The sequence below is a fragment of the Burkholderia sp. genome, assembly GCF_018375725.1.
Taxonomy (GTDB): Bacteria; Pseudomonadota; Gammaproteobacteria; order Burkholderiales; family Burkholderiaceae; genus Burkholderia.
Genome location: NZ_JAHACR010000009.1, coordinates 1 through 25,487, shown reverse-complemented (window position 1 = coordinate 25,487; position 25,487 = coordinate 1). Strand labels below are relative to the sequence as shown.

26 protein-coding genes, 1 other RNA gene, 1 pseudogene and 1 riboswitch are annotated in these 25,487 nt (G+C 67.6%); of the genes and pseudogenes, 13 read left to right on the top strand and 15 right to left on the bottom strand.

The window, feature by feature from the left end; genetic code table 11:
* The first annotated feature begins 16 nt into the window (after positions 1-16).
* Positions 17-490 (top strand): DUF2486 family protein, encoded by a 474-nt coding sequence (locus KH616_RS03480; RefSeq protein WP_292236485.1) that lies wholly within the window; start codon positions 17-19, stop codon positions 488-490.
* Positions 491-520: 30 nt separating this feature from the next.
* Here KH616_RS03480 and KH616_RS03475 read toward each other — a convergent pair whose 3' ends face one another.
* A complete protein-coding gene (locus KH616_RS03475; RefSeq protein ID WP_292236483.1) occupies positions 521-844 on the bottom strand; it encodes a c-type cytochrome in 324 nt (107 codons plus the stop codon).
* Positions 845-970: 126 nt separating this feature from the next.
* Positions 971-2,644, bottom strand: coding sequence for a dihydroxy-acid dehydratase (ilvD, locus tag KH616_RS03470; RefSeq protein WP_292236481.1), 1,674 nt, complete (start codon positions 2,642-2,644; stop codon positions 971-973).
* A gap of 145 nt (positions 2,645-2,789) precedes the next feature.
* Between ilvD and KH616_RS03465 the strand changes: the two genes are divergently transcribed.
* A complete protein-coding gene (locus tag KH616_RS03465; protein ID WP_292236480.1) occupies positions 2,790-3,707 on the top strand; it encodes a LysR substrate-binding domain-containing protein in 918 nt (305 codons plus the stop codon).
* Between the two features lie 87 nt (positions 3,708-3,794).
* Positions 3,795-4,685: a prolipoprotein diacylglyceryl transferase gene (gene lgt, locus KH616_RS03460; protein WP_292236476.1), complete on the top strand. Its 891-nt coding sequence runs from the start codon at positions 3,795-3,797 to the stop codon at positions 4,683-4,685.
* A 163-nt stretch (positions 4,686-4,848) separates the two neighbouring features.
* Here lgt and KH616_RS03455 read toward each other — a convergent pair whose 3' ends face one another.
* From KH616_RS03455 to KH616_RS03435, 5 genes are all read right to left on the bottom strand, one after another.
* The gene (locus tag KH616_RS03455; RefSeq protein ID WP_292236473.1) at positions 4,849-5,589 is read right to left on the bottom strand and encodes an SIMPL domain-containing protein; all 741 of its coding nucleotides are present in this window, start codon (positions 5,587-5,589) and stop codon (positions 4,849-4,851) included.
* Positions 5,590-5,773: 184 nt separating this feature from the next.
* A complete protein-coding gene (locus KH616_RS03450; RefSeq protein ID WP_292236471.1) occupies positions 5,774-6,235 on the bottom strand; it encodes an EVE domain-containing protein in 462 nt (153 codons plus the stop codon).
* 71 nt (positions 6,236-6,306) lie between these two features.
* A non-coding RNA gene (gene ssrS / locus KH616_RS03445) (6S RNA) lies at positions 6,307-6,488 on the bottom strand.
* Between the two features lie 81 nt (positions 6,489-6,569).
* Positions 6,570-6,884 carry a cell division protein ZapA gene (locus tag KH616_RS03440; RefSeq protein WP_059656207.1) on the bottom strand — a complete coding sequence of 105 codons (315 nt, stop codon included), beginning with the start codon at positions 6,882-6,884 and terminating at the stop codon, positions 6,570-6,572.
* Complete coding sequence (locus KH616_RS03435; RefSeq protein ID WP_292236460.1) at positions 6,881-7,231, bottom strand: ATPase; 351 nt, start codon at positions 7,229-7,231, stop codon at positions 6,881-6,883. The genes KH616_RS03440 and KH616_RS03435 overlap by 4 nt, the downstream gene beginning before the upstream one ends.
* A 173-nt stretch (positions 7,232-7,404) precedes the next feature.
* Positions 7,405-7,660, top strand: a riboswitch (cobalamin riboswitch).
* A 64-nt stretch (positions 7,661-7,724) separates the two neighbouring features.
* On the opposite strand from KH616_RS03435, the gene KH616_RS03430 reads away from it, so the two are divergent.
* Genes KH616_RS03430 through cobC form a run of 6 tightly spaced genes read left to right on the top strand, consistent with a single transcriptional unit; the run spans position 7,725 to position 13,910 of the window.
* Positions 7,725-9,602, top strand: a complete 1,878-nt coding sequence (locus KH616_RS03430; RefSeq protein ID WP_292236458.1) for a TonB-dependent receptor — start codon at positions 7,725-7,727, stop codon at positions 9,600-9,602.
* 42 nt (positions 9,603-9,644) lie between these two features.
* A complete protein-coding gene (locus KH616_RS03425) occupies positions 9,645-10,646 on the top strand; it encodes an iron ABC transporter permease (protein WP_292236456.1) in 1,002 nt (333 codons plus the stop codon).
* Positions 10,643-11,455 (top strand): ABC transporter ATP-binding protein, encoded by an 813-nt coding sequence (locus KH616_RS03420; protein WP_292236454.1) that lies wholly within the window; start codon positions 10,643-10,645, stop codon positions 11,453-11,455. The genes KH616_RS03425 and KH616_RS03420 overlap by 4 nt, the downstream gene beginning before the upstream one ends.
* 55 nt (positions 11,456-11,510) lie before the next feature.
* Positions 11,511-12,563 carry a nicotinate-nucleotide--dimethylbenzimidazole phosphoribosyltransferase gene (gene cobT / locus KH616_RS03415; protein WP_292236452.1) on the top strand — a complete coding sequence of 351 codons (1,053 nt, stop codon included), beginning with the start codon at positions 11,511-11,513 and terminating at the stop codon, positions 12,561-12,563.
* The gene (locus tag KH616_RS03410; RefSeq protein WP_292236450.1) at positions 12,553-13,329 is read left to right on the top strand and encodes an adenosylcobinamide-GDP ribazoletransferase; all 777 of its coding nucleotides are present in this window, start codon (positions 12,553-12,555) and stop codon (positions 13,327-13,329) included. Before cobT ends, KH616_RS03410 begins: the two co-directional genes overlap by 11 nt.
* On the top strand, positions 13,314-13,910 hold the full coding sequence (cobC, locus tag KH616_RS03405) for an alpha-ribazole phosphatase (protein WP_292236448.1): 597 nt from the start codon (positions 13,314-13,316) through the stop codon (positions 13,908-13,910). The genes KH616_RS03410 and cobC overlap by 16 nt, the downstream gene beginning before the upstream one ends.
* Positions 13,911-13,920: 10 nt before the next feature.
* Here the strand turns inward: cobC and KH616_RS03400 are convergent, their stop codons facing one another.
* Genes KH616_RS03400 through cobU form a run of 4 tightly spaced genes read right to left on the bottom strand, consistent with a single transcriptional unit; the run spans position 13,921 to position 17,333 of the window.
* On the bottom strand, positions 13,921-14,811 hold the full coding sequence (locus KH616_RS03400) for a cobalamin-binding protein (protein WP_292236530.1): 891 nt from the start codon (positions 14,809-14,811) through the stop codon (positions 13,921-13,923).
* 17 nt (positions 14,812-14,828) lie between these two features.
* Positions 14,829-15,848, bottom strand: coding sequence for a threonine-phosphate decarboxylase CobD (cobD, locus tag KH616_RS03395; RefSeq protein ID WP_292236446.1), 1,020 nt, complete (start codon positions 15,846-15,848; stop codon positions 14,829-14,831).
* The gene (gene cbiB, locus KH616_RS03390) at positions 15,841-16,785 is read right to left on the bottom strand and encodes an adenosylcobinamide-phosphate synthase CbiB (RefSeq protein ID WP_292236443.1); all 945 of its coding nucleotides are present in this window, start codon (positions 16,783-16,785) and stop codon (positions 15,841-15,843) included. Before cbiB ends, cobD begins: the two co-directional genes overlap by 8 nt.
* Complete coding sequence (gene cobU / locus KH616_RS03385; RefSeq protein ID WP_292236440.1) at positions 16,785-17,333, bottom strand: bifunctional adenosylcobinamide kinase/adenosylcobinamide-phosphate guanylyltransferase; 549 nt, start codon at positions 17,331-17,333, stop codon at positions 16,785-16,787. The genes cbiB and cobU overlap by 1 nt, the downstream gene beginning before the upstream one ends.
* A gap of 58 nt (positions 17,334-17,391) precedes the next feature.
* On the opposite strand from cobU, the gene KH616_RS03380 reads away from it, so the two are divergent.
* Complete coding sequence (locus tag KH616_RS03380; protein WP_292236438.1) at positions 17,392-18,891, top strand: cobyric acid synthase; 1,500 nt, start codon at positions 17,392-17,394, stop codon at positions 18,889-18,891.
* 609 nt (positions 18,892-19,500) lie between these two features.
* The gene (locus KH616_RS03375; protein WP_292236437.1) at positions 19,501-20,133 is read left to right on the top strand and encodes a ParA family protein; all 633 of its coding nucleotides are present in this window, start codon (positions 19,501-19,503) and stop codon (positions 20,131-20,133) included.
* A 207-nt stretch (positions 20,134-20,340) separates the two neighbouring features.
* Here KH616_RS03375 and panD read toward each other — a convergent pair whose 3' ends face one another.
* From panD to KH616_RS03355, 4 genes are all read right to left on the bottom strand, one after another.
* Positions 20,341-20,727: an aspartate 1-decarboxylase gene (gene panD, locus KH616_RS03370; protein ID WP_292236434.1), complete on the bottom strand. Its 387-nt coding sequence runs from the start codon at positions 20,725-20,727 to the stop codon at positions 20,341-20,343.
* Positions 20,728-20,773: 46 nt separating this feature from the next.
* Positions 20,774-21,613 carry a pantoate--beta-alanine ligase gene (panC, locus tag KH616_RS03365; protein ID WP_292236432.1) on the bottom strand — a complete coding sequence of 280 codons (840 nt, stop codon included), beginning with the start codon at positions 21,611-21,613 and terminating at the stop codon, positions 20,774-20,776.
* A 207-nt stretch (positions 21,614-21,820) separates the two neighbouring features.
* Complete coding sequence (locus KH616_RS03360) at positions 21,821-22,693, bottom strand: ScpA family protein (protein ID WP_292236429.1); 873 nt, start codon at positions 22,691-22,693, stop codon at positions 21,821-21,823.
* 4 nt (positions 22,694-22,697) lie between these two features.
* A complete protein-coding gene (locus KH616_RS03355; protein ID WP_292236427.1) occupies positions 22,698-22,886 on the bottom strand; it encodes a DUF3460 family protein in 189 nt (62 codons plus the stop codon).
* Positions 22,887-23,111: 225 nt separating this feature from the next.
* Between KH616_RS03355 and KH616_RS03350 the strand changes: the two genes are divergently transcribed.
* A complete protein-coding gene (locus KH616_RS03350) occupies positions 23,112-24,932 on the top strand; it encodes an autotransporter assembly complex family protein (RefSeq protein WP_292236423.1) in 1,821 nt (606 codons plus the stop codon).
* 40 nt (positions 24,933-24,972) lie between these two features.
* A pseudogene (locus KH616_RS03345) lies at positions 24,973-25,487 on the top strand (hypothetical protein); the annotation flags it as partial.

Here is a 25,487-nt window from a genome sequence, read left to right as displayed (position 1 = left end):
CCGACGGAGTACTCACATGGGTCAAGCCGAATCATCCTCGATCCCGACGCTGACCGACGTGCTGGTGCCGGGCGATCCGGCGCGCGCGCGCGCGGCAGCTGAAGCATTGCCGCCGGACGATGCGGCGATTCCGGTGCTGGTCGACGTGGTGGCGCCGGGTAAGCCGGCACCGGCGCGGACATGTGACGCGGCGGCATCGCCACACGAAACGCTGCATCCGGCGCCGGATGCAGCGCTGCCGGTGCAGACGGCGGTCGATGCACAGCATATTGCGGCGCGGCTGCAGCACCGTTTGACCACGTATCTGGCGGGAGAAGGGCGCGAGGCGATCGAGGCGCGCTGCCGCGCTGCGCTGAACGACCACACGGCCTGGCTGGTCGGCCAGATCACGCACGAAGTGGCGCTTGCGCTCGAAACCGAAGTGATGGAATGGGTGCGCGAGGCGGTCGACGATGAGATCGCGCGCCGCCACACCGGACATTCGGGCTGAACCCGCCCCAGGCCTTCCGGGCCGCGGGATTTATTGCAGCGACAGGATCCAGTGCGCGAGCGCATGCGCCTCGCCGCCTGTCAGCTGCGTGTTCGCAGGCATCGGCACATTGCCCCACACGCCCGCGCTGCCTTTCACGATCGTCTTCGCGAGATAGTCGCCCGCATCGTGGCGAGCCGTGTACTTGTCGGCAATGTCGTGGAACGACGGTCCCATCAGCGGTTTGTTCACCGCGTGGCATGCCATGCAGTTCTTGCGTTGCGCGAGCGCCAGACCGTCGGCCTGTTCGGCCTGCGCGATCGTGCTGCCTGCAAGCAGGGTCAGAAGCGTCGCGTGGACAATCGTTCGTTTCATGCGGGTCTCCGCCGGCTCAGCCGGCCGGCATGGGGATGCGCGCATTATAAAAGCAAAGGGAGCGCGAGGTCGTCGCGCTCCCTTTGCATCGGCGCCAGCGGGGCCGGGCAGCGGCCCCGCCGAAGCTCAGCCGGTGACTGCGCCCTTGTTCGCCGGGAGGGCGAGCGCCGCATACTTCGCGAGCACGCCGCGCGTATAACGCGGTGCAGGCTGCTTCCATGCGGCGCGGCGGCGCGCCAGCTCGGCTTCGTCGACGTTCAGCTGCAGCAGCAGCTTGTGCGCATCGATCGTGATCGAGTCGCCTTCCTGGACAAGCGCGATCGTCCCGCCGACGAACGCTTCCGGCGCGACGTGGCCGACCACCATGCCCCAGGTGCCGCCCGAGAAGCGGCCGTCCGTGATGAGGCCGACCGATTCGCCCAGGCCCTTGCCGATGATCGCCGACGTCGGCGCGAGCATTTCCGGCATCCCCGGGCCGCCCTTCGGGCCGAGATAGCGCAGCACGACCACGTCTCCTGCGTTGATCCTGTCGTCGAGGATCGCTTGCAGCGCGCTCTGCTCGTCGTCGAACACGCGCGCCGGACCGGTGATGACCGGGTTCTTCAGGCCGGTGATCTTCGCGACCGCGCCTTCTTCCGCGAGATTGCCCTTCAGGATCGCGAGGTGGCCTTCCTTGTACAGCGCTTGTTCGATCGGGTAGATCACCTTTTGATCGGCGCGCGGCACGCTCGGCACGTCCTTCAGTTCCTCGGCCATCGTGCGGCCCGTGATCGTCATGCAGTCGCCGTGCAGCAGGCCGGCGTCGAGCAGGATCTTCATCACCTGCGGAATGCCGCCTGCCGCGTGCAGGTCGGTCGCGACGAACTGGCCCGACGGCTTCAGGTCGCAGATCACCGGCACGCGCTTGCGGATGCGCTCGAAATCGTCGATCGACCAGTCGATCTCGGCTGCATGCGCGATCGCCAGGTAATGCAACACCGCGTTCGTCGAGCCGCCGGTCGCCATGATCACCGACACGGCGTTCTCGATCGACTTCTTCGTGATGATGTCGCGAGGCTTCAGGTCCTTCTTCACCGCTTCGACCAGCACGCGGGCCGATTCCGCCGCCGAATCGACCTTTTCCTGGTCCGGGTTCGCCATCGTCGACGAATACAGCAGCGACATGCCGAGCGCCTCGAACGACGAGCTCATCGTGTTCGCTGTGTACATCCCGCCGCACGAGCCCGTGGTCGGGCAGGCGTTCTTCTCGACCCCTTCGAAATCCTCCTGCGACATCCGGCCCGCCGTGAATTCGCCGACCGCCTCGAACGACGACACGATCGTCAGGTCCTTGCCCTTCCAGTGGCCCGGGCGGATCGTGCCGCCGTAGACATAGATGCCCGGCACGTTGATGCGTGCGAGCGCGATCATGCCGCCCGGCATGTTCTTGTCGCAGCCGCCGACGACGACCACGCCGTCCATCCACTGGCCCTGCACGCAGGTTTCGATGCAGTCCGCGATCACTTCGCGCGACACGAGCGAGTATTTCATCCCTTCGGTGCCCATCGACATCCCGTCCGAGATCGTCGGCGTGCCGAAGATCTGCGGGTTCGCGTCCGAGGCCTTCACGGCGGCCACGGCGGCGTCCGACAGGCGCTGCAGGCCCGCGTTGCACGGCGTGATCGTCGAGTGGCCGTTGGCGATGCCGATCATCGGCTTGTCGAAATCTTCCTTCTGGTAGCCGAGCGCGTAATACATCGAGCGGTTCGGCGAACGTGCCACGCCTTGCGTGATGTTCTTCGAGCGACGGTTGTACGACATGGGGACTCCATCCTTGTTTTGGTAATGTCGGCCGGCTGGCGCGCTACGGGATGCCGGCTCAGGTTGGGCAAGGATGCAGTGTCTCTTTGAGAATGTCCAATATATTATTCATCGCGAATTAGGTCGATTTTTATATCAATGGATCATGGCTGACCCGACCCCCGATCTGCGCCAGTGGCGCTATTTCGTCACCGTTGCCGAGGAGCGGCATTTCGGCCGCGCGGCCGCGCGCCTGTCGATGACGCAGCCGCCGCTGTCGCAGGCGATCCGCGCGCTCGAGGACATGCTCGGCGTCGCGCTGTTCGTCCGCACGAAGCGCTCGGTCGCGCTGACGGCGGTGGGCGCCGCGCTGCTGCCGGACGTCCGCCACCTGCTCGCCGCGGCCGACGCGCTGCCGCCGCTCGCGCAAAGCCTCGCGCGCGGCGAGGCGGGCTCGCTTGCGCTCTCGTTCGTGTCGACCGCCGACTACGGGCTGCTGCCGTCGCTGCTGCGCGAATTCGGCGCGCGCTATCCGCAAGTCCGGCTGCGGCTTGTCGAGGCGACGAGCGATGTGCAGATCGAGGAACTCGCGGCCGGGCGCGTCGACGCCGGACTGATCATCCCGCCCGTGCCGCCGCGCCATGCGGCCGAGCTGTCGTACCTGCCGGTCGTGCGCGAGCCGCTCGTGCTCGCGATGCCGGCCGCGGTATCCGATGCGCCGGAGGAGACGCCGGTGCGGCTCGCGGATGTCGCCGCGCTGCCGCTCGTGATCTTCCCGCGCCGTTTGGCGCCCGGCTTTTATGACATCATTACGGGCTGCTACGGTGCGGCGGGGGTGGCCCCGCGCATCGGCCAGGAAGCGATCCAGATGCAGACGATCGTGAGCCTCGTGTCGGCCGGCATGGGCGTCGCGCTGGTGCCGCAATCGTTGCGTAACCTGCGGCGCACGGGCGTCGTCTACCGGCCGCTCGGCGACGGCGCGCCCGTCGTCGAGACGGGTCTCGTATGGCGCACCGGCGACGTCAGCCCCGTGCTGGCCGGCTTCATCGACATCGTGCGTGCGCAGGCCGGTTCGCGCGCGTGAAGCGAACGTTGGCGTGCCGATGCCGTCCAATGCGCGGCGCACAGGCTTCCGGCCACCGCACCGAATCCGAAAACTTCACCGCTAACCATGATCATTCACCCGAATTTCGACCCCGTTGCGATCCATCTCGGGCCGCTCGCCGTGCGCTGGTACGGGCTCATGTATCTCGTCGCCTTCATCTCGGCGATCGTCGTCGGCCGGCTGCGGCTGAGGCTGCCGTTCGTTGCCGCGCAGGGATGGACCGCCAAGGACATCGACGACATGATGTTCTACGGTGTGCTCGGCACCGTGCTCGGCGGCCGGCTCGGCTATGTGCTGTTCTACAAGGCTGGCTATTACTTCGCGCATCCGCTCAACATCTTCAAGGTGTGGGAAGGCGGGATGTCGTTTCACGGCGGCTTTCTCGGCGTGACCCTCGCGATGATCCTGTTTGCATGGCAGCGCAAGCGTCACTGGCTGCAGGTCACCGATTTCGTCGCGCCGATGGTGCCGGCGGGGCTCGCGGCGGGCCGCCTCGGCAACTTCATCAACGGCGAACTGTGGGGGCGTGTGACGGATCCGTCCGCGCCGTGGGCGATGCTGTTCCCGGGCGCGACGCGCGACGATGCAGGCTGGCTCGCCACGCATCCGGCGCTGGCCGCGAAGTGGCATCTGGTCGACGTGTTCATGCAATACCAGATGTTGCCGCGCCATCCGTCGCAGTTGTACGAGATCGCACTGGAAGGTGTCGTGCTGTTCTTTGTGCTGTTCTTTTTCGCGCGCAAGCCGCGGCCGATGGGCGCGGTGTCCGCGCTGTTCCTGATCGGCTACGGCCTCGCGCGCTTCACGGTCGAATTCGCGCGCGAACCGGACGATTTCCTCGGACTCCTCGCGTTCGGCTTCTCGATGGGACAGTGGCTGTCGATGCCGATGATCGTCGCGGGCATCGCGATGATGGTGTGGGCATACCGCCGCGGCACGCCTGCCGCGAGGGGATGACGGAAGCGCATCCGCACTGCGTGGCGAACGGAAATCGTATTCAGGATGATCCGTAGACAGAACAATCCCCACCCGGCGGAGTGTGCTGGGTGGGGATCGGACTGACCATCTCATCGACGCCGGCTTTCGCGCCGGCGTTGTCGCATGCAGCGCGAGACGTCGGTTATTTCATCTGCACCGAGCCGTTGACCGTGACCGACACGGTCGCCTTGCCGCCTTCGACGGCGATCGGGGCGCCGGCCTTCGCGCTGTCCATCGCGGGCGCGGCCATGGCCATCATGCGCGCATACGGCTGCACATTGCGGCCGCTGCCGACGTTCACGTCGCGAATCGAGTAAGCGCCATAACCGAATGCCTTTGCGGCTTCGTCCGCGCGCGCACGGAACGAGCGGATCGCTTCGTTCGTGAGTTTCTGCTCGGCCGCACGCTGCGCTTCCGGCGACAGCGAGAATTCGACGTTCGCGATCTGCATCAGATTCGACAACTGACCGGCGAGCTTCGATGCCGCCGCAAAATCGCGCGACTCGAGCACGACTTCCGTGCGGCCGCGCCATGCGGAAATCTTGCCGTCGCGATCGGTGGTCGGATACACGGAGAACGCACCCGTGTGCGCGGTCACGCCAGGAACGCTCTTCACCTGTGCGAGCGCGGCGTCGGCGCGCTGGTTCAGCACGGTCGTCAGGCTGCCCGGATCCTTTGCCTGCTCTTCATGAAAGAGCGTGATGTGGATGATGTCCTGCGGCACTTCGGCGCTTGCCTGTGCGGACAGCGACAGCACACCCGAAGGCTGCGGGAAGTGCGGGTTGGCGGTCTGCGCCTGCGCGACGGCCGGCGCCACGGCCAGCGCGGCAGGCACGGCAGCAGCGAGGACGAGCGACAGCGCGAGGGCGGATTTTCTGGTCATTGTTGGACTCCTTGTGCGAGGGCGCGCACGTGGACGGCACGTGCGCGACGCGGGCGGGCCGCGCTTCGGAAAGAACTGCGGCCGGCGGAATGGGCCGGCCGCGGTTGCTTAGGTCGTCCCTGCTCACAGTGAGTTCCGGGCATGCGGCGCGCGCTGACCAAATTTGACGTTCGCGCCGCCGCGCCTATTCCATCAGCCGTTCGGTGATGAAGCGCCATTCGGCTCGCGTGACGGGCGTGATCGATAGCCGGTTGCCTTTCGCGAGCACGCGCATGTCGGCGAGTTCGTCATGTTCTCGCAGTGCGGCGAGCGGCACGAGCGGCGACTTCCTGACGAAGCGCACGTCGACGAGCAGCCAGCGCGGCATTTCGCGCGTCGACTTCGGATCGAAATATGGGCTCTTCGGATCGAACTGCGTGGGGTCGGGGTAGGGTGTCGATGAGACTTCGGCGAGGCCCGCGATGCCAGGCTCCGGACAGCTCGAATGATAGAACAGCACGCCGTCGCCGATCTTCATCGTGTCGCGCATGAAGTTGCGTGCCTGATAGTTGCGCACGCCGATCCACGGCAGCGTGCGCTGCGGCGCATTTGCGAGATCGTCGATGCTCGCTTCGTCCGGTTCGGACTTCATCAGCCAGTATTGCATGGATCGTGATCGACGCAGAAAGAGGCTGCTGCAAATGGAAACGGCATCGGGACTCGCCCGATGCCGTTGAATAGGCCCCCGCCTTGGCCGCTAGGCCGGCATCCTGAACCTGGGGTTCAGAATTGGTCGCAGTTAGCAGCACATCGGGTACATCAGACAGAGTGACGCGCGCGCCCGTGCTACAAATTTCCGCAACCGTGCACATGGCATTGGTTCAAGGAATATATGACCTTGGCGAACCAGGCAGGGAAGCTGACTGAACTGTGAATCTCTGCGTCTCATTTGACCACCGATGATCGTTCAGATCAAGGGAAATCGACGCATCGATTCGAGGTTACTGCGTTTCGTGCTGTGCGAGCACAGCGCCGAGTTGTTCGTTCATCTGGTGCATTGTACGCCGGATTTCCTCCGCCGGAAATGCTTCGCCGTGACGCACGCTCTGCTGCAGTCTCAGCAATTCCGATGCGAGCGACAACGCGGCCATCACGGCGATACGATCGGTGCCGCGCACCGAGCTGTTCGAGCGAATCTTCGTCATTTCCGCATCGACGCGTGCCACTGCTTCGAGCAGCGCGGCTTCCGTCTCGGCGGAACAGGCGAGACGATAGGCCTGGCCGAGAATCGACACTTCGATCTGCTTGGTGCTCATGCATGTTCTCCGTGGCTGGCCGCGTCGCCGCTATCGGTGCGCGCCTGCGCATCCAGCAGGTCGAGCTGGTTGTCGGCTTCCGCCGCGCCCTTCGCGCGCGGCAGTTTTTCAAGGATCGCGTTCAGCTTGACCTGAGCGTCGTCGATCTTCGCCGACAGTGCGTCGCGTTCGGCCGCCAGCGCATTGCGTTCCTCGCGCAGCTGGACGAGCTCGGCCTGCACCGTTTCCGTATCCGTGCGCAATTGTGCGACCTGCTCTTCGAGCGCGAGCCGTTCCGAGTGATAGCGTTGGTTCAGCGCGATCAACCGGCCAATATTTTGAGATAAGGTTTCGAGTTCGTTGAGCATTTGCTGCGTCCTCTAAAGACCCAGCATTTTAGCGCGGAATAACGCGTATTCCGATATCTGTAACGTTTCCAGTCGTAACACCCCCGCTTCTTTTCGCGAATGGGCGCGAATCGGCCCGGCTGGTTGCGCTCCGCCTCGTCCGGAGCGTTCCTTGACGCTTGCGCGGCCCGCTCCTAAACTGGCGCCGCCTCGGTGCTCGCGCGTGTCACGCGCGGTTAAACGGGAAGCAGGGCGCTGGCTCCGCCAGGAGCGGCCAACCTGCGCTGCCCCCGCAACGGTAAGCGGCCGCATCGGATCGATGCAGGCCGGCTCATGTGTTCAGCGACGCGCGATTTGCGCACGATGGACAGGCCACTGCGCGTTTCTCGCGCGGGAAGGCGAGCCGGTGTGCCGCCAGCCCGGATACCGGCCGAGACGGGAAGTCCGCATGCGGGCTTCGTGATGCGCAGCCTGCGGGGAAGCGGGCACGCAGTGACTCACTGGATTTTCTTCGATGCCGACCCCAATCACCCGCACCGCGCTGGGCGCGCTTTGCGGGCTGCCGCTTGTCGTTTCGCAGGCCGCGGCCGCCGATGCTGCGAGCGCCGGCCAGCATGCCGACGCCGCTTCGCTCATGCCGAACGCCGTCACCGCGCAGCGCGCACCGCAAGTGCTCGCCGACACGATTCCCCAAACCACCGTCTTCGATGCGCAGGACATTGCCGCGCATCCCGGCGCCGATCTGCCGACCCTGCTCGCGTTCGCGCCGGGCGCGCAGATCGTGCGCAACGGCGGCCCGGGCGCGGCTGCGACACTGTTCCTGCGCGGCGCGCAATCGACGCAGTCGCTCGTGCTGATCGACGGCGTGCGGATCGATTCGGTGAGCCTGGGCGCGGCCCAGTTGAGTCAACTGCCGCTCGACCAGATCGAGCGGGTCGAGGTGGCGAATGGCAACCTGTCGTCGCTGTACGGTTCCGGCGCGATCGGCGGCATCGTGCAGGTGTTCACGAAGCAGGGCGGCAACCATCCGCCGCGCTTCAATTTTTCGGTCGGCTACGGCAGTTACGGCACGCAGACGCAGCAGGCAGGCGTGTCGGGCCGGCTCGACAGCGAGGGCAAGACGACCTTCAGTCTGTCGCTGTCGCGCGAGAAGGACAACGGTTTTTCCGCACTGGATCCGGCGAAGAAGCCGAACGCGAATCCGAATGCGAACGGCTATCTGAACGAGAGCATCACCGCATCGCTGCGGCATCGCTTCGGCGACAACTGGGATGCCGGCGTCAGCTACTTCCAGTCGAACGGCAACAACAGCTTCGACGATGCGTGGGGCGCGCCGACCGACCTCAACAATCTCTATTCGAAAGTGCAGCAGGCGCGCGTGTTCGCGAACGGCAAGCTGTTCGACTGGTGGACGACGCACGTCAGCGTCACGGCGGGCAACGATCGCAGCCAGACGCAGCAGAACGGCGTCTACACCGACCACTTCAATACCGACAACCGCCAGTACACGTGGCAGAACGATTTCCGGATCGCGCCCGACCAGGCGATCCAGGCCGGATACGAACGTCTCGATCAGCAGTTCGTGTCGAACGTGTACTCGGCGCCGCAGCGCCATGTGAATTCCGGGTGGCTCGGTTACACCGGCCGCATCGGCCGCAGTCAGTTCCAGGCGAACCTGCGGCGCGACCAGTATTCGGATTTCGGCGGCGCGAACTCCTACTATTTCGGCTACGGTCTCGACATCACCGATCGATGGAAGGTCACCGCGAGCTATTCCGATGCGTTCCGCGCTCCGACCTTCAATGATCTCTACTATCCCGACGCGGGCAATCCGTCGATCCTGCCCGAGCGCAGCCATTCGGTCGAAGCGGCCGTGCAGTATGCGTCCGATGCGATCGGCGTCGTGCGCGTCACGGCATTCCAGACGCGTTACACGAACCTGATCGACTATCGTCCCGATGCGAGCGGCTTCTTCTACGTCGCGCAAAACGTCGGCCGCGCGAAGGTGCAGGGCCTCGAAGGGTCGTGGCAGGGACACGTCGGCGCAACCGACGTGCGGGTTGCCGCCACCTTGCAGAATCCGGTCGACGAAACGCAGAATCAGGACCTGAACCGCCGCGCGCGCCGCTTCGCGTCGTTCGTGGCGAGCCGTGCATTCGGCGGCTGGCGCGTCGGCGGAGAATGGCTCGTCAGTGGTGCGCGCAACGATTCGGGCGGCGGCCGCCTCGGCGGCTACGGCGTCGTCAATCTGTCCGCGCGCTACAACATCACGAAGGCGTGGTTTGTCAGCGCACGTATCGACAACCTCCTCGACAAGGACTACGAGCTTGCCTACGCATACAACACGCCGCGACGCGGCGCCTATGTCACGCTCGGCTGGCAGCAGCAGTAAGCGGCCGTGCGGCCTGCCCGCACGTACGGGACGGTACGCGGCATGAACGCCGCGCGCGCCGTCGCGATCTGGGCCGCGCTCGCGTGTGCGGCCGCCGCGCTGTTCGTCGCTTCGCTGACGATCGGCAGCGTGCCGATGTCGCCGCTCGATGCGCTCGGCTCCCTCGTGCCGCATGCCGGCGGCGATCCGCTCTTTGCCGATATCGTCCGTGCGTTGCGTCTGCCGCGTGCGCTTGCGGGTTTCGCGTGCGGCGCACTTCTCGCGCTTGCCGGTGCGTTGCTGCAGGTGCTGCTGCGCAATCCGCTCGCCGAGCCTTACGTGCTCGGCGTGTCGGGTGGCGCCGCCGGCTTCGCGCTCGTCGCGATGATCGCCGGCGGCGCGTGGTGGCTCGTCGATGCGTCGGCGTTTGCCGGTGCGCTCCTGTCGGTTCTGCTCGTGCTCGGCCTCGCGCGCCGCGAACTGTGGCGCGGCGAGTTGCGCGACGCGTCGCCGCGGCTGCTGCTCACCGGCGTCGTGATCGCGGCGGGGTGGGGCGCGCTCGTCACATTGTTGCTGTCGCTTGCCCCCGAGAGCCGGTTGCGCGGCATCATTTTCTGGCTGACCGGCGACCTGAACGGCGTCGCGCCGCCATGGTTCGCGTGGGCGGCGCTCGCACTCGCCGCGTGTGTCGCGCTGCCGGCCGCGCCGCAATTGAACGTGCTGCTGCGCGGCGATGCGGCTGCGTTGGCGCTCGGCGTGCCGGTCGCCAGGTTGCGCGTGCGGATCTATCTGGTCGCGTCGCTGGCCGCCGCGGCCGCGGTGACGACGGCGGGCACGATCGGCTTTGTCGGCCTCGTCGTCCCGCATGCGTTGCGTCTCGCGTTCGGCAACGACCAGCGCATGCTGCTGCCCGCCGCGATGCTCGCGGGCGGCACCGGCGTGATGGCGGCCGATCTGCTCGCACGCACCGTGATCGCGCCCGCGCAGTTGCCGGTCGGCGTGATGACCGCGCTGATCGGGGTGCCGGTGTTCCTGTGGATGCTGCTGAGGAGGCCGATGCGATGAGCATGGCGTCATCCGTTCGCGTCGGCGAACCCGCCTATGCGGCGATCGACCTGACCCTGCGCGCGGGCGCACGGACATTGCTGGGCGGATTCACGCAGACGTTCCGGCCCGGCGAGATCTGGTGCATTGCCGGGCCGAACGGCGCGGGCAAGACGACGCTGCTCGCGACGCTCGCCGGCTTGCAGCCGCCCGCCGCGGGACACGTCGAAATCGACGGCCGGCCTTTGCATGCATGGCCGGCCGCGCAGCTCGCGCGGCGTCGTGCGCTGATGCCGCAGCAGTGGCATGACGCGTTCAGCGCCACCGTGTTCGATACCGTGCTGCTCAACCGTTTTCCGTATCTCGGCGGCTGGGGCTGGGAGCGTGATGAGGATCGCGACGCGGCGCGTGCGGCGCTCGCGACGGTCGGCCTCGCACAGCTCGCGGAACGCGATGTGCTGTCGCTGTCCGGCGGCGAGCGGCAGCGGGTCGCGCTGGCCGGCGTGCTGTGCCAGGACGCGCCGCTGCTGTTGCTCGACGAGCCGCTCGCGCATCTCGATCTGCATCATCAGGTCGATTGCCTGACCGCGCTGACGACCTGGCTCGACGGCGGCGCGCGCACCGTGCTGTTTTCGTGCCATGACCTGAATCTGGCGCGGCGGTTCGCAACGCATGCGCTGCTGCTCGACGGCCGCGGTCACGCGTGGGCCGGGCCGGTGCACGACGTGCTGACCCCCGAGCGCGCCAGCGACGCATTCGGCTATCCGCTCGTGCTGCTCAGGCAGGACGGCCGCGATGTGCTGCTGCCCGCGTGGCCCGTGCGGCGATGAGCGCAATTTTTCTGTCGACGTGCGGCGGCGGCCGCGCATACGAGGCGTACTCCGAATGAATCAGACCTTCTCCCTGCCCGACATCGCACCGCTCGACGCATCGCTGCGCGAGCGCCTGCAGCACGTGATCGATCACAAGACCAAGCCGCCCGGCAGCCTCGGCCGGCTCGAGGCGCTTGCCCTGCAGCTCGGGCTGATTCAGCGTACCGAGCGTCCGGCCGTGCAGCGTCCGGTGACGATCGTGTTTGCCGCCGATCACGGCATCGCCGCCGAAGGCGTGAGTCCGTATCCGCAAGCGGTGACCGCGCAGATGGTCGCGAATTTCCTCGCCGGCGGTGCCGCGATCAACGCGTTTTCGGACGTGTCGCAAAGCACGCTCGAGATCGTCGATGCCGGCGTCGCGTCGCCGTTGCCCGCATCGGATGCGCTGATTGCGCTGCCGGTCGCGCGCGGGACGCGCAACTTCGCGCATGAACCGGCGATGACGCACGACGAGATGCGGTCCGCGCTCGCGGCCGGCGCGGATCGCGTGCGCCATCATGCGTCGCTGGGCACCAACGTGATCGGCTTGGGCGAGATGGGCATCGCGAACACGTCGTCCGCTGCGTGCCTGATGAGCCGTCTCGTCGGCGTGCCGATCGATGCCTGCGTCGGGCGCGGCACGGGGCTCGACGATGACGGGCTCGCGCACAAGCGCGCGGTGCTCGGGCGCGCGCTCGCGCGACATCCGGATGCGACGGCGCCGCTCGACGTGCTCGCGACGTTCGGCGGCTTCGAGATCGCGATGATGACGGGCGCCTATCTCGCGGCGGCGAGCGCACGCATGACGATCCTCGTCGACGGATTCATCGCGACCGCCGCATTGCTCGTCGCCGAACGGCTTGCGCCAGCGGTACGCGACTACTGCGTGTTCTCGCACACGTCGAACGAAGCGGGCCACCGGCGCATGCTGGCGCATTTAGATGCGCAGCCGCTGCTCGCGCTCGATCTGCGTCTCGGCGAAGGCACGGGGACGGCGCTCGCGCTGCCGCTCGTGCGCGCGGCGGCCGCATTCATGAGCGGGATGGCGAGTTTCGAATCCGCAGGCGTGGCCCATCGTGACGCCTGAACGTTCGAGCGGCCTGCGTGCCGAATGGCGCTACTTCTTCGTCGCGCTCGGCTATTTCACGCGCGTGCCCGTGCCGCGCGCGATCGGTTATGCGGCAGGCGATCTCGATCAGGCCGCACGCTATTTCCCGCTCGTCGGCGCGTGCGTCGGCGCGTGGGGGGCGCTCGTCTATCTGGCCGCACTGCGCGTGTTTCCGGCGTCGATTGCCGTGGGCCTGTCGATGGCGGCAACGCTCATGGCTACCGGCGCATTCCACGAGGACGGGCTCGCCGACAGTTGTGACGCGTTCGGCGGCGGCTACACGCGGGACGACGTGCTGCGCATCATGCACGATTCGCGGATCGGCACATTCGGCGCGGTCGCGCTCGTGATCGCGCTGGGCCTGAAGTGGCAGGCGCTCGCCGCGCTGCCGCCGCTGCGCGCCGCGTGGACGATGATTGCCGCGCACGCCGCGAGCCGCGCCGCGGCGGTGAGTCTTTTGATGTCGCTCGATTACGTGCGGTCCGAAGGGAAGGCGAAGCCGGTCGCGCAGCGCATGACGCCACGGGCCGCCCTCGTCGCGGCGGCATTCGGCCTGCCGTGGCTGTGCTGGCCGGACTGGCGCATGGGTGTCGCCGTGTTGGGCGCGCTCGTGCTGCTGCGGGCGCTGATCGCGCGCTATCTCGTCAGGCGCATCGGCGGTTATACGGGCGATGCCCTCGGTTTCGCGCAGCAGCTGAGCGAGTTGGCGATCTATCTCGTGGTGCTCGGATGGACGTCGTTCTGATTCGTCATCCGGCGGTCGATGTCGATGCCGGCGTCTGTTACGGATGCAGCGATGTGCCGCTGGCCGCATCGGCGGACGCCGGTGCGCAGGCGATACGCGAGCGGCTCGCCGCGCTGTGCGCGCCGTTGCCCGAGCGTATCTGGTCGAGCCCGCTGACACGTTGCGCATCGGTCGGAGAACGGCTTGCGCATGCGCTCGGCGTGCCGCTGCAGCGCGACGCGCGCTGGCGGGAGATGGACTTCGGCGCGTGGGAAATGCAGCGTTGGGACGATATCGATCGCGCCGCAATCGACGCATGGGCCGCCGATTTGATGCATGCCTGTGCGCATGGCGGCGAAAGCGTCGCGTGCTTTGCGGCGCGTGTCGCGCCGATGCTCGACGCGATCGTGGCGGCCGACGCACCGCAATGGGTGATCACGCATGCGGGCGTGATTCGGGTATTCGCGGCGCATGCGCTGCGCGTGCCGCTCGATACGGTGATGTCGCGGCCGGTGCCGCCTGGCGGCATCGTCTGGTTGCGGAGGCGCGATGCCGCGCCTGCTGCCGCGTCCGTCCGGGACGTCGTGCACTGGGGCGCGTAACGCCGCGGTGTCAGCGTGCGGGACGCCGCGCGCGTGCGGCGTCGAGATCCTCGCATAGCGTGGCTGCACCTTGAGCGATGCGCGGCGATGCACGGGTCAGCAGGTCGCCGTCGATCGCGAACAGGTTGTCGCGCGCGACGGCGGTGAGCGACGGCCACGCGCGCCAGCGTGCGAGGCTCGGCAATGCGTCGCGCGTGGCCGTCGCCCCGCGATCCGTTGTCACGATCGCTTCCGGATTCGCCGCGAGTACCGCTTCGTCCGTGACGGTCGGCGCGAGCGGCTTCAGCGATGCGAATATGTTGCGGCCGCCGCACAGATCGATCACGTCGCTGATCAGATGCGTGCCGTTGAGCGTCATCAGCGGCCGGTCCCATACCTGAAAGAACACCGTGACGGGCGGCCGTGCCGCGTAGCGTGCGCGCAGCGTTGCAATGTCGCGCCGGAACGATGCGGCGGCCGCATCGGCGACGGGCTGCGTGCCGAGCAGTATGCCGAGCCGGTTCAGCGACGACGCGATATCGTCGAGATGTTTCGGTCCGCTGAAGAACAGCGGGATATGCAGTGCACGCAGCGCATCGGTCTGCCGTTCCGCGTTGCCATGCCGCCAGACGACGATCAGATCGGGCTTCAGTGCGGCGATGCGCTCGAGATCGAGCGCCTTGTTGTCGCCGACGCGAGGTACGGCGCGCGCGGCGGCGGGATAGTCGCTGTACGTGACGGTGCCGACGAGCCTGGAGCCGCCGCCGGCGGCGAAGACCAGCTCGGTCGCATGCGGCGCGAGGCTGATCACCCGCTGCGCAGGCGCGGCGAGCGTAACGGTGTGGCCGTCGTCATCGCGTGCGCTGAGGGCGGCATGCGCCGGAAAGGAGACGCCGATGGCGAGCAGTGCCGCCCATGGCATGCAGTGCCGAGCGAGACTCAACGGCCCTCTCCTTGCAGCAGCGCAACGCATGCCGCGAGCGCTTCGGACAGACGCGTCCATTCCGTTTCGTTGCCCGGCAAGCCGACGCGCACGCTCGACGGCTTCGCAAAGTAACGCGTCCAGATACCGCGTTCGGCCAGTGCGGCATGCAAGGCCGCAGCGCGCGGATCGACGGTCCAGCCGAACAGCGGCGTCGCATGGGTCGCGAAGCCGTGCGCGCGCAGCAACGCCGCGAGCCGCGCGCTGTCTCGGACGAGCCGTGCGCGCGCCGTCGCTTGCCATGCACGATCGGTGAATGCGGCGGCGACCGCGTGACGTGCGGGGCCGCCGACGGTCCACGCGCCGAGCGTGTCGCGCAGCGAGTCGATCAGTGCGGGGCAGGCGAGCACGAACCCGGCGCGGATGCCGGCGAGCCCGAAGAATTTGCCGACCGAGCGCAGCACGATAAGACCCGGACGAGCGGCGTGCGCCGCAAGCGAATCGCAGACGCCGGTATCGGCGAATGCCTCATCGACGATCAGCGTGCCGCCGCGCGCCGCAAGCTGCGCATGCCAGTCGAGCAGGCGGCCAGGTGCGATGCGTTCGGCGGTCGGGTTATTCGGATTCCCGACGATGACGTGACGCAGCGTCGCGGGCAGCGTATCGGTGGCGATATCGAGCGTTTCGATGCGATGACCGTGGCGAGCGAACGCGGGTGCGTATTCGCCATACGCGAGGGCGGCCACGCCCGCTTCGCCGGTCGGCAGCAGGGCGGGCAGCGCACGAATGGCGGCTTGGCTGCCGGCGACCGGCAGCACGTGTGCGGCATCCGGCGCGCCGTAGTAGCGTGCCGCGCAGGCGGCGAGCCCGTCGCCGTCGTCGGGCAGGCGTCGCCAGGCGTCGGCGGGTACGGGCGGCACCGGATAGCCGACGGGATTGATGCCGGTCGACAGGTCGAGCCACGTGTCGTAAGGCCTGCCGTAACGGCGCGCGGCTTCGTGCAGGTTGCCGCCGTGGGTGATGCGGGAATCAGACATGATGCATGCCCATGACGAGTGTGGCGCCCGCGACGAGCAGCGCGAGCCACAGGACCAGCGTGCGCGTGACGAGCGACACGGCGGCGACGATGTGCGCGGCGGTCGCGGGCGCGCCCGCGCCGAGTGCCGGACGGTCTTCGAGTGCGCCGTGATAGACCGCCGGGCCGCCCAGCCGCACGTTGAGGCTGCCCGCGCCGGCCGCCATCACCGGGCCGGCATTCGGGCTGTCCCAGTGGCGGGCCTGCGTGCGCCAGCAGCGCCATGCGGTGGCGGTATCGCCGAGCAGTGCGTAGCTCGCGGCGGTCAGGCGCGCGGGAATCCAGTTCAGCACATCGTCGATCCGCGCGGCGGCCCAGCCGAACGTCAGGAAGCGCGGCGTGCGGTAGCCCCACATCGCGTCGAGCGTGTTCGCGAGCCGGAACAGCAGGGCGCCGGGGCCGCCTGCGACGACGAACCAGAACAGCGCGCCGAAGATCGCATCGTTGCCGTTCTCGAGCGCCGATTCCACGGCTGCGCGCGACAGCGCGCCTTCGTCGGCCGTGCTGGTGTCGCGCGACACGATCCGCGCGGTCAGCGCGCGCGCGCCGGGCAGGTCGCGCTGGAACAGGGCTGCCGCGATCGGCGCAAGGTGATCGGTGAGACTTTTCGCGCCGAGCGCGAACCATAGCAGCGCGATGTGCAGCACTGCCGCAAGCGGCCACGGCAGCACGGCCGTCAGCCACGCCGCAAGCGCGACGGGCGGCGCGACAGCGGCAAGCCATGCGGCGACGCCCGCGAGGCGGCCGCGCCGGCCGGTGTTCCACGCGCTTTCGATGCGGGCGGCGAGCCGTCCGAAGGCGACCAGCGGATGCGCGGCGGACGGCTCGCCGAGCACGCGATCGACGATGACGGCGACGACCGCCAGCATCGCGACGGCGGGCAGCGACAGCATCAGCATCACGCGGCTCCGGTCTTGATCGCGACGGGCAGGCCTGCGACGAGCAGCGTGACGTGCGTGGCGAGCGCGGCCACGCGCTGGTTGAGTCGGCCCAGTTCGTCGACATAGCGGCGCGTCATCGCACCGAGCGGCACGACGCCGAGACCGATTTCATTGCTGACGACGATCACCTTCGCGCGCGCGCCGCGCAGCGCGGCTTCGAGCGCGGCGGCGCGCGCCTCGTATTGCGCGTCGTCGAGCGGTTCGCCTTCGGCCGGGCACAGCAGATTGGTCAGCCACAGCGTCAGGCAATCGACGAGCAGGCAGGCGTTGGGATCGTCGAGCTGCACGAGCGTGTCGGCGAGTGCGACCGGCGCTTCGGCGAGCGCCCAGTGCGCTGGGCGGCGCGCGCGATGATGCGCGATGCGCTGCGCGAATTCCGCGTCCGCCACGCGTGCGGTCGCGATATAGGTGACGGGGCGGCCGCTGTCGGCGGCGAGCCGTTCGGCATGCGCGCTTTTGCCTGAGCGGGCGCCGCCGAGGACGAAGGTGAGATCGTGCGGAATCATCGCGTGATTGTAACGGTGCGGGCGATAATGCGGCCTTCCTTGTCAAGGCTTCGACACGATGAATGCATCCGACCTGCGCCCGCGCGGCACGCTGATGATCCAGGGCACGACATCCGACGCGGGCAAGAGCACGCTCGTCGCGGGCCTGTGCCGTCTGGCGCGCCGTGCGGGTGCGCGCGTCGCGCCGTTCAAGCCGCAGAACATGGCGCTCAACAGCGCGGTGACGGCGGACGGCGGCGAGATCGGCCGCGCACAGGCGCTGCAGGCGCTCGCCGCAGGCGTCGCGCCGCATACCGACTTCAACCCGGTGCTGCTCAAGCCGACGAGCGATCGCGGCGCGCAGGTCATCATCCACGGCAAGGCGCGCGCGAACCTGAATGCGCGCGCCTATCACGACTACAAGCCGGTCGCGTTCGACGCGGTGCTCGAATCGTACGCGCGGCTGCGCGCCGGATACGACACCGTGATCGTCGAGGGGGCGGGCAGCCCGGCCGAGATCAATCTGCGCGAAGGAGACATCGCGAACATGGGGTTCGCGGAGCGCGTCGACTGTCCGGTCGTGCTCGTCGCGGACATCGACCGCGGCGGCGTGTTCGCGCATCTGGTCGGTACGCTCGCCTGTCTGTCGGACAGCGAGCGCGCGCGCGTGCGCGGCTTCGTGATCAACCGCTTCCGCGGCGATTTCAGGCTGCTCGAACCGGGGCTGGACTGGCTGCGGGAACAGACCGGCAAGCCGGTGTTCGGTGTGCTGCCGTACTTGCACGGCCTCACGCTCGACGCGGAGGACATGCTCCCCGCACAGGCGAGAAGCGGTGCGGCGCACGATGCGGCCGGCGTGCTGCGAGTCGTCGTGCCGGCGCTGCCGCGTATCAGCAACCATACCGATTTCGATCCGCTGCGCGTGCATCCGCAGGTCGAGTTCACCTACTGGAAGAGCGGGCCGGTGCCGGCGGCCGATTTGCTGATCCTGCCCGGCTCGAAGAGCGTGCAGCGCGATCTGGCGTGGCTGCGCGACGCGGGCTGGGACGCGGTGATCCGGCGGCATCTGCGTTACGGGGGCAAGGTGATCGGCATTTGCGGCGGCATGCAGATGCTCGGCCGCACGCTCGACGATCCGCTCGGCCTCGAAGGCGCGCCGGGCAGCGTGCCGGGTTTCGGCCTGCTCGATTTCGTCACGACCCTGCAGCCGGACAAGACGCTGAAGAACGTGACGGGCCGCCTCGGGCTGGCCGACGGCCCGGCCGTGAGCGGCTATGAGATCCACATGGGCGAGACGCGCGGCGCGGCACTCGCGATGCCGGCGCTGGAACTGGCGGCGGACGGCGTCGACGGGATGCGCCCGGACGGCGCGCTGTCCGGCGACGGGCAGATCCTCGCCACCTATGTGCATGGGCTGTTCGATGCGCCGGACGCCTGCGCGGCGCTGCTGGCATGGGCGGGTCTCGATGCGGCCGAGCGGATCGACTACCCTGCGCTGCGCGAGGCGTCGCTCGACCGGCTCGCGGACGCGTTCGCCGCGCATCTCGACCTGCCGGCGCTGTACGCGGCATTCCGCTGACGCGCCGTTCTCGCTTTTTTCGTGGTGTGACGTACAACCAAAGCAGGGCGGATGTCCGTCCGGGGGGCACGACGATGAAGGCTCGGCGGTGGATTGTCGTATTGCTGTTGGGGCTGCTTGGCGCCTCGACGTGGGCGCAGGCATGCGATTCGTACGGATCGGATGGCGGCGGCCAGTCCGGCCATTCGGGGCCGGCGCAAGGCCGCGGCGGTTATTGATGCATGAATCGGATGAAGGGACATGATCAGTCATGTCCCTTTTTATTTTGGCTGCATTAATTCTCGCTGGGGATTAATTAATCCAATCGCGGAAGTTGCCGGCAGAACGGGTTGGATGGCGCACGTTCCATCGCTGTTCGTCATTCGCTCGAGAGGCGTCCGGGTCTGAGCCCGAATCGCCTGAGCGATTTCGCCGCCACGCTGCTGGCGTCAAACTTGACGTGCTTTGCCGCGCATACGTCGCGCACCGCGACGCAGCGCGCCTGATCCGGCCGGGCGGCAGCCCGCTTGACACCGGTTCCGGTGACGGCCCATTTGCCGATATCATCGCTCCCTGTATCCGCAATCCAGCGGCGCCGGCCGGCGCCGCGCGGCTTCTTCGGGAGAATTCATGACGGTGATCGTGGTGGCGAATCCGAAGGGCGGCGTGGGGAAGAGCACGCTGTCCACCAACCTGGCGGGGTATTTCGCGGCGCAGGGCGCGTGGGTTGCGCTCGCCGATCTCGACCGGCAGCAGTCCGCGCATGCGTGGCTCGACCTGCGTCCGGACGGGTTGCCGGCGATCGAGGCCTGGGCGCTCGATCCCGAGTCGCCGTCGAAGCCGCCGCGCGGCCTCGAATATGCCGTGATCGATACGCCGGCCGGCTTGCACGGCAACCGGCTCGATCTTGCCTTGCAGTTGGCGGACAAGGTGATCGTTCCGCTGCAGCCGTCGATGTTCGACATCCTCGCGACCCAGCATTTCCTCGAACGCCTCGCGGGCGAAAAAGCGGTGCGCAAGGGCGCCGTCGAGGTCGGGATCGTCGGGATGCGCGTCGATGCCCGCACGCGCTCGGCCGAGCAGCTGCACCGGTTCGTCGAGGGGCTGAAGCTGCCGGTGCTGGGCTACGTGCGCGATACGCAGAACTACGTGCAGCTCGCCGCGCACGGACTCACGCTGTGGGATGTCGCGAAAAGCCGCGTCGACAAGGATCTGGAACAGTGGCGTCCGATCATCGAGTGGGTCGAGCGCGGGGCATCGTAGCCGGCAGTGGCGCGGCGCGCCGGACGGGCGCCACGCGCGGCCGTGCGTTCTGTCTGCTGCGACGATCGGAAAAAACGCTGCAAATGAAAAGGGCGGAATCCCGTGCAAGACAGGATTCCGCCCTTGACCGTCAGGGTTGCCGTTTCGCGGCGCGGACCGGACGATCCGGATCGGGGTCCGGGCGCCCCGGTTCAGGCCGCCTGCGGTTTACGACCAGCTCTGCGTCGGCACGTGATCGCGGCTGCCCTTGATCTTGTTGTGCTCGTCGACGAACACCAGATCCGGCTTCCAGCCCGCCTTCAGCTCTTCCTCGTCGACCATCGCGAACGCCGCGATGATGACCAGATCGCCGAGCTGCGCGCGCCGCGCGGCGGAGCCGTTCAGCGAGATCATGCCGCTGCCGCGCTCGCCCTTGATCGCGTAGGTCGAGAAGCGCTCGCCGTTGTTGACGTTCCAGATGTCGATCCGCTCGTTTTCCACGATGTTCGACGCTTCGAGCAGATCCTCGTCGATCGCGCACGAGCCTTCGTAATGCAGTTCGCAATGCGTGACGGTGGCGCGGTGGATCTTCGATTTCAGCATATTGCGCTGCATGATGGCTCCTTGATGCCTTGTGTTGCGTTCCGGCGGGCAGCGCCCGTCAGATTTCCAGATTGTCGATGAGACGGGTTGCGCCGAGCTTGGCGGCCGCGAGCACGACGAGCGGCTCGCCGGCTTCGAGTTCGGCTGCGTTCGGCGCGATCAGGTTCGCGCGCCGGCGGATCGAGATGTAGTCGGGCTGCCAGCCGCGGCCGGCGAGTTGAGCGCGTGCCTGCTGCTCGAGCTTGGCGAGGTCGCGCTCGCCGCCGAGCACGCTTTCGCGCACGCGCTGCAGCGTCTTCGCCAGTTCCGGCGCTTCCTGGCGCTCGGCCGGCGACAGATAGCGGTTGCGCGACGACAGGGCGAGGCCGTCGGCATCGCGCACCGTTTCAGCGGCGACGATATCGACCGGCATCGCGAGTTGCTGGCACATGCGGCGCACGATCATCAGCTGCTGATAGTCCTTCTTGCCGAACACGGCGACGCGCGGCTGCACGCACGCCATCAGCTTCGTGACGACCGTGCAGACGCCGGTGAAGAAACCGGGCCGGAATTCGCCCTCGAGGATGCCGCCCAGGTCGTCCGGCGGCTGCACGCGGTATTCCTGCGGCTCCGGGTACATGTCGCGCTCGGTCGGCGCGAACAGGACATACACGTTTTCCTTCTGCAGCTTCTCGATGTCGTCCTGCAGCGTGCGCGGATACTTGTCGAAATCCTCGTTCGGGCCGAACTGCAGCCGGTTGACGAAAATGCTCGCGACGACCGGGTCGCCGTGCTGGCGCGCGAGCCGCATCAGCGACAGATGCCCTTCGTGCAGGTTGCCCATCGTCGGCACGAAGGCGGTGCGGTTCTGGCCGCGCAATTGATCGCGCAGTTCCTGGATCGAGCTGATGACTTTCATGATCGGTTAGCGGGTTCCTCGTGCATACGCACGTTGGCGCCGCAGCAGGCGGCGTCGGGGTCGAAGCGTCGAACACCCCCGCGCGCGGGGCGGCGTGTCGGGCGTCGGCGGATTGTAGAGGATTTGCTCGCAGGACGCACCGATAAGCGCACGATCGTTCACTTTTTTCGGGAATACGGCGGCGCGGATGCGATGCGGTCGATGCGCTCAGGCGGGGAGATAGGCGAGGCGCACGTAGATCGGCGCGAACGGTTCGGCTTGCGTGATCTCGACGAGCGATTCGCGCGCCAGCTCGAGCATCGCGATGAAGTTCACGACGACGACCGGCACGCCGCGCGACGTGTCGAACAGGTCGGCGAACTCCATGAAGCGCGCGTTCTGCAACCTGCGCGGGATCAGGCTCATGTGCTCGCGGACCGACAGCTCCTCGCGGGAAATCTTGTGGTGCTGAACCAGCTTGGCGCGCTTGAGCACGTCGGCCCACGCGGCGCGCAGGTCGTTCGCGTCGACGTCCGGGAAGCGCGGCGTGACGCTCTGCTCGATATAGACCTCGGCGCGCAGGAAATCGCGGCCGAGCTGCGGCAGCCGGTCGAGGCGCTGCGCGGCGAGCTTCATCTGCTCGTATTCGAGCAGGCGGCGCACCAGTTCGGCGCGCGGATCCTCGGCTTCCTCGCCGGTGTCCGCCTTCTTGACCGGCAGCAGCATCCGCGATTTGATCTCGATGAGCATCGCCGCCATCAGCAGATACTCGGCGGCGAGTTCGAGATTCGATTCGCGGATCTGATCGACATAGCCCAGGTACTGCGCGGTGACCTGCGCCATCGGGATATCGAGCACGTTGAAGTTCTGCTTGCGGATCAGGTAGAGCAGCAGGTCCAGCGGGCCTTCGAATGCTTCGAGGAAGATCTCGAGCGCATCCGGCGGGATGTAGAGATCCTGCGGCAGCTTGAAGAGCGGTTCGCCGTACAGGCGCGCGAATGCCGCGACGCTGTCGACCGTATCGGGTGTCGAATCGGCGCCGCCGGGCGCGGTGACCGCGTCTTCCGGGCGGGTGGCGCCGGCCTCGTCGGCTGCGCTCACGTCGTCAGAAGTTCTGGTAGTAGACGTACGACGTCTGCTTCACGCGCGACTGCTGTTGAGCGGCGCGCTCGTCGAGGTCGATCGGCTGCTTGTCCCACAGCAGCGCGCGGCCCTTGCGCTGCTCTTCTTCGAGCGTCGGCTTTTGCTGCTTGAGCTGGTTCAGGAATTGCGTGACGTCGGATTGGTACGGCATGGCTCGGCTTTCCGTTTCGGGCGGCGCGTGATGCGCCGGATTGTGCGATGGCGGGATTTTACCGCAACGCGGGGAACAGCCGGCGTCAAGCGCACGTCGAATGCGCGGGTTGCCGCCGGCGCGCCGTTGCGCGCAAGCGTCAGTCGGGATGGCGCAGGGGCGGGAGCGGCGTCCATCGTGTGGTCAAATACGGGGTCTTTAAGAAAACTGAGGGCGAGGTTCTATTTGGCAGGTCAGGCGAACCAGCAGCGAAAGGCGGCGCACGACGCCCGCGAGACGCGCGGCGCGGCGCGAGGCGGCCGCCGGTCCGCGTCCAGGGCCGCGAGGACGGCCCTGGCCGGCTGCGTCGCGGCGTTCGCCGCGCTGCCCGCCTACGCGAAATACGACGTCGAGATCGAGGCGCCGCGCGAGATCCGCAAGCTCCTCGAGCGGCACCTCGATATCGCGCGCTTCGCGAAGCGCGACGACATCAGCGACGACCAGTTCGAGTTTCTCGTCACCGCGACGCCGCAGCAGGTGCGCGACCTGGCCGCGACCGACGGATATTTCTCGCCGGTCGTGCGCACCGACGTGCGGTCGCACGACGGCAAGCGTTCGGTGACGATCGCGGTCGATCCAGGGCAGCTTACCGTCGTGTCGTCGGTCGAGCTGACGCTCAAGGGGCCGGTCGAGTCGGAGGATCCGAAGCAGGCGGCTGCGACGCGTTTCGCGTTCTCGCTGAAGGACGGCGACCCGTTTACGCAATCGGACTGGGACGGCGCGAAGGGCGCGGCCTTGCGGCAATTGCAGTCGCGCCGCTATCTCGGCGCGAAGATCACCGCGTCCGAGGCGCGCATCGACCCGCGCACGCAGCGCGCGAAGCTTTCGGTCACGTTCGACAGCGGCCCGACGTTCACGATCGGGCCGGTCGAGGTCGAAGGCGTGCGCCGCTATCCCGGGCGAATCGTCACCAACGTGAATCCGCTGTCCGACGGCGAGATCTACGACGTGCGGCGGATCGCCGAGCTGCAGCGCCAGCTGCAGAACACGCCGTACTACGCGAGCGTCGCGATCGACGTCAGCAGCGACCCGGCGAAACCGGAGAAGACGCCCGTGCACGTGAAGGTCAGCGAATATCCGTACAACAGCGTGCGCGGCGGCGTCGGCTATGCGACCGACACCGGTCCGCACATTCAGGGTTCGTACACCTATCTCGATACGTTCGGCGCCGCGTGGCCGCTGACGGTGTCGGGACGTATCGACCAGATTCAGCAGTACGGGCAGGTCCAGCTGTCGATGCCGCCCGGGCCGCGCGCGTGGACCAACAGCGTGCTCGCGTCGTACACGAACACGAATGTGTCCGATACGCGGATCTACAGCGCGCGGATCGGCGCGCAGCGCACGCGCACCGGCCAGTTCATCGATTATTCGTATTCGCTGATGTTCTATCAGGACCGGCTCGACCAGAACGGCGCGGGACAGACCACGAGCCGCGCGCTCGTGCCGCAATGGGCGTGGACGCGGCGCAATGTCGACGATCCGCTGTTCCCGCGCACCGGCAACCTGATCCATGCGGAGGCCGGCTTCGCGGTGAAGGGCGTGGCGACCGACCAGACCTTCATTCGCGGCTACGCGCGCGGCCAGCAATATGTGCCGATCGGCAAGCGCGACCTGGTCGTGTTTCGTGCGGAGCTGGGCGGCGTGTTTACGAGCGGCAGTTCGTCGGGCGTGCCGGCATCGCTGCTGTTTCGCGCGGGCGGTTCGAACTCGGTGCGCGGCTACGGCTACCAGAGCATCGGCCACAGCGTCGCCGGCTCGGTGCTGCCGACCAAGTACCTGATGACCGGTACGGCCGAATATCAGCACTGGTTCAATCACGACTGGGGCGCGGCGACGTTCTTCGACATCGGCACTGCGACCGACGCATGGGGCGAAAAAGTGTTCTACCCGGGCGTCGGCGTCGGCGCACGCTGGCGCAGCCCGGTCGGACCGATCAACTTCGACCTCGCGTACGGCCTGCGCAACCACAGCGTGCGTCCCTACCTGACGCTCGGCATCGCATTCTGACCGAACCGATTCAGACCGAACCCGCAGACAGACACAGAGCATGACGAAGGACGCCCACGATTCGCAGACGCCGCACGAACCGGATACGCCCGCCGCCCCGCGCCCGGATGGGCCGCGTGCGTCGCGCGGTTCGCGCACGGTGCGCGGCATCGTCTGGACGCTTGCCGGCATCGTGCTCACGGTCGCACTCGTGGCGGCGCTCGCGCTGGCCGCCGTGACGTCCGAGCGCGGCACGCGCATCGCATGGGCAGCGGCGGTGCGTCTGCTCGGCGGCCATCTGTCGGGCACGCTCGAAGGCGGCGCACTGTCGACCGGCGTGCGGATCAGATCCTTCGCATGGACGAGCCCGGACGGCCAGGGCACGGAGGTGCGCATCGACCGCATCGCTGGTCGCTGGGCGCTCACGCGCGCGCCGCTGCGCCTGACGATCGCCGATCTGCGCGCCGGCACGATCGACCTGCGGATCGCACCCGGCCCGTCGAAGCCGGCCGTGCTGCCGCAAAGCCTGGCTCTGCCGCTGCAATTGCGGATCGACGACCTGCGCATCGACCGCCT

What these genes read in the sequence shown, in the direction of transcription:
- KH616_RS03380 (WP_292236438.1), top strand. Translation starts at nt 17,392, where the DNA reads ATGAATGCATCCGACCTGCGCCCGCGCGGCACGCTGATGATCCAGGGC.
- cbiB (WP_292236443.1), bottom strand. Translation starts at nt 16,785, where the DNA reads ATGCTGATGCTGTCGCTGCCCGCCGTCGCGATGCTGGCGGTCGTCGCC.
- KH616_RS03455 (WP_292236473.1), bottom strand. Translation starts at nt 5,589, where the DNA reads ATGACCAGAAAATCCGCCCTCGCGCTGTCGCTCGTCCTCGCTGCTGCC.
- cobC (WP_292236448.1), top strand. Translation starts at nt 13,314, where the DNA reads ATGGACGTCGTTCTGATTCGTCATCCGGCGGTCGATGTCGATGCCGGC.
- KH616_RS03355 (WP_292236427.1), bottom strand. Translation starts at nt 22,886, where the DNA reads ATGCCGTACCAATCCGACGTCACGCAATTCCTGAACCAGCTCAAGCAG.
- KH616_RS03375 (WP_292236437.1), top strand. Translation starts at nt 19,501, where the DNA reads ATGACGGTGATCGTGGTGGCGAATCCGAAGGGCGGCGTGGGGAAGAGC.
- KH616_RS03435 (WP_292236460.1), bottom strand. Translation starts at nt 7,231, where the DNA reads ATGCTCAACGAACTCGAAACCTTATCTCAAAATATTGGCCGGTTGATC.
- cobT (WP_292236452.1), top strand. Translation starts at nt 11,511, where the DNA reads ATGAATCAGACCTTCTCCCTGCCCGACATCGCACCGCTCGACGCATCG.
- cobD (WP_292236446.1), bottom strand. Translation starts at nt 15,848, where the DNA reads ATGTCTGATTCCCGCATCACCCACGGCGGCAACCTGCACGAAGCCGCG.
- KH616_RS03420 (WP_292236454.1), top strand. Translation starts at nt 10,643, where the DNA reads ATGAGCATGGCGTCATCCGTTCGCGTCGGCGAACCCGCCTATGCGGCG.
- KH616_RS03475 (WP_292236483.1), bottom strand. Translation starts at nt 844, where the DNA reads ATGAAACGAACGATTGTCCACGCGACGCTTCTGACCCTGCTTGCAGGC.
- KH616_RS03425 (WP_292236456.1), top strand. Translation starts at nt 9,645, where the DNA reads ATGAACGCCGCGCGCGCCGTCGCGATCTGGGCCGCGCTCGCGTGTGCG.
- panD (WP_292236434.1), bottom strand. Translation starts at nt 20,727, where the DNA reads ATGCAGCGCAATATGCTGAAATCGAAGATCCACCGCGCCACCGTCACG.
- ilvD (WP_292236481.1), bottom strand. Translation starts at nt 2,644, where the DNA reads ATGTCGTACAACCGTCGCTCGAAGAACATCACGCAAGGCGTGGCACGT.
- KH616_RS03400 (WP_292236530.1), bottom strand. Translation starts at nt 14,811, where the DNA reads ATGCCATGGGCGGCACTGCTCGCCATCGGCGTCTCCTTTCCGGCGCAT.
- KH616_RS03430 (WP_292236458.1), top strand. Translation starts at nt 7,725, where the DNA reads ATGCCGACCCCAATCACCCGCACCGCGCTGGGCGCGCTTTGCGGGCTG.
- cobU (WP_292236440.1), bottom strand. Translation starts at nt 17,333, where the DNA reads ATGATTCCGCACGATCTCACCTTCGTCCTCGGCGGCGCCCGCTCAGGC.
- panC (WP_292236432.1), bottom strand. Translation starts at nt 21,613, where the DNA reads ATGAAAGTCATCAGCTCGATCCAGGAACTGCGCGATCAATTGCGCGGC.
- KH616_RS03440 (WP_059656207.1), bottom strand. Translation starts at nt 6,884, where the DNA reads ATGAGCACCAAGCAGATCGAAGTGTCGATTCTCGGCCAGGCCTATCGT.
- KH616_RS03480 (WP_292236485.1), top strand. Translation starts at nt 17, where the DNA reads ATGGGTCAAGCCGAATCATCCTCGATCCCGACGCTGACCGACGTGCTG.
- lgt (WP_292236476.1), top strand. Translation starts at nt 3,795, where the DNA reads ATGATCATTCACCCGAATTTCGACCCCGTTGCGATCCATCTCGGGCCG.
- KH616_RS03450 (WP_292236471.1), bottom strand. Translation starts at nt 6,235, where the DNA reads ATGCAATACTGGCTGATGAAGTCCGAACCGGACGAAGCGAGCATCGAC.
- KH616_RS03465 (WP_292236480.1), top strand. Translation starts at nt 2,790, where the DNA reads ATGGCTGACCCGACCCCCGATCTGCGCCAGTGGCGCTATTTCGTCACC.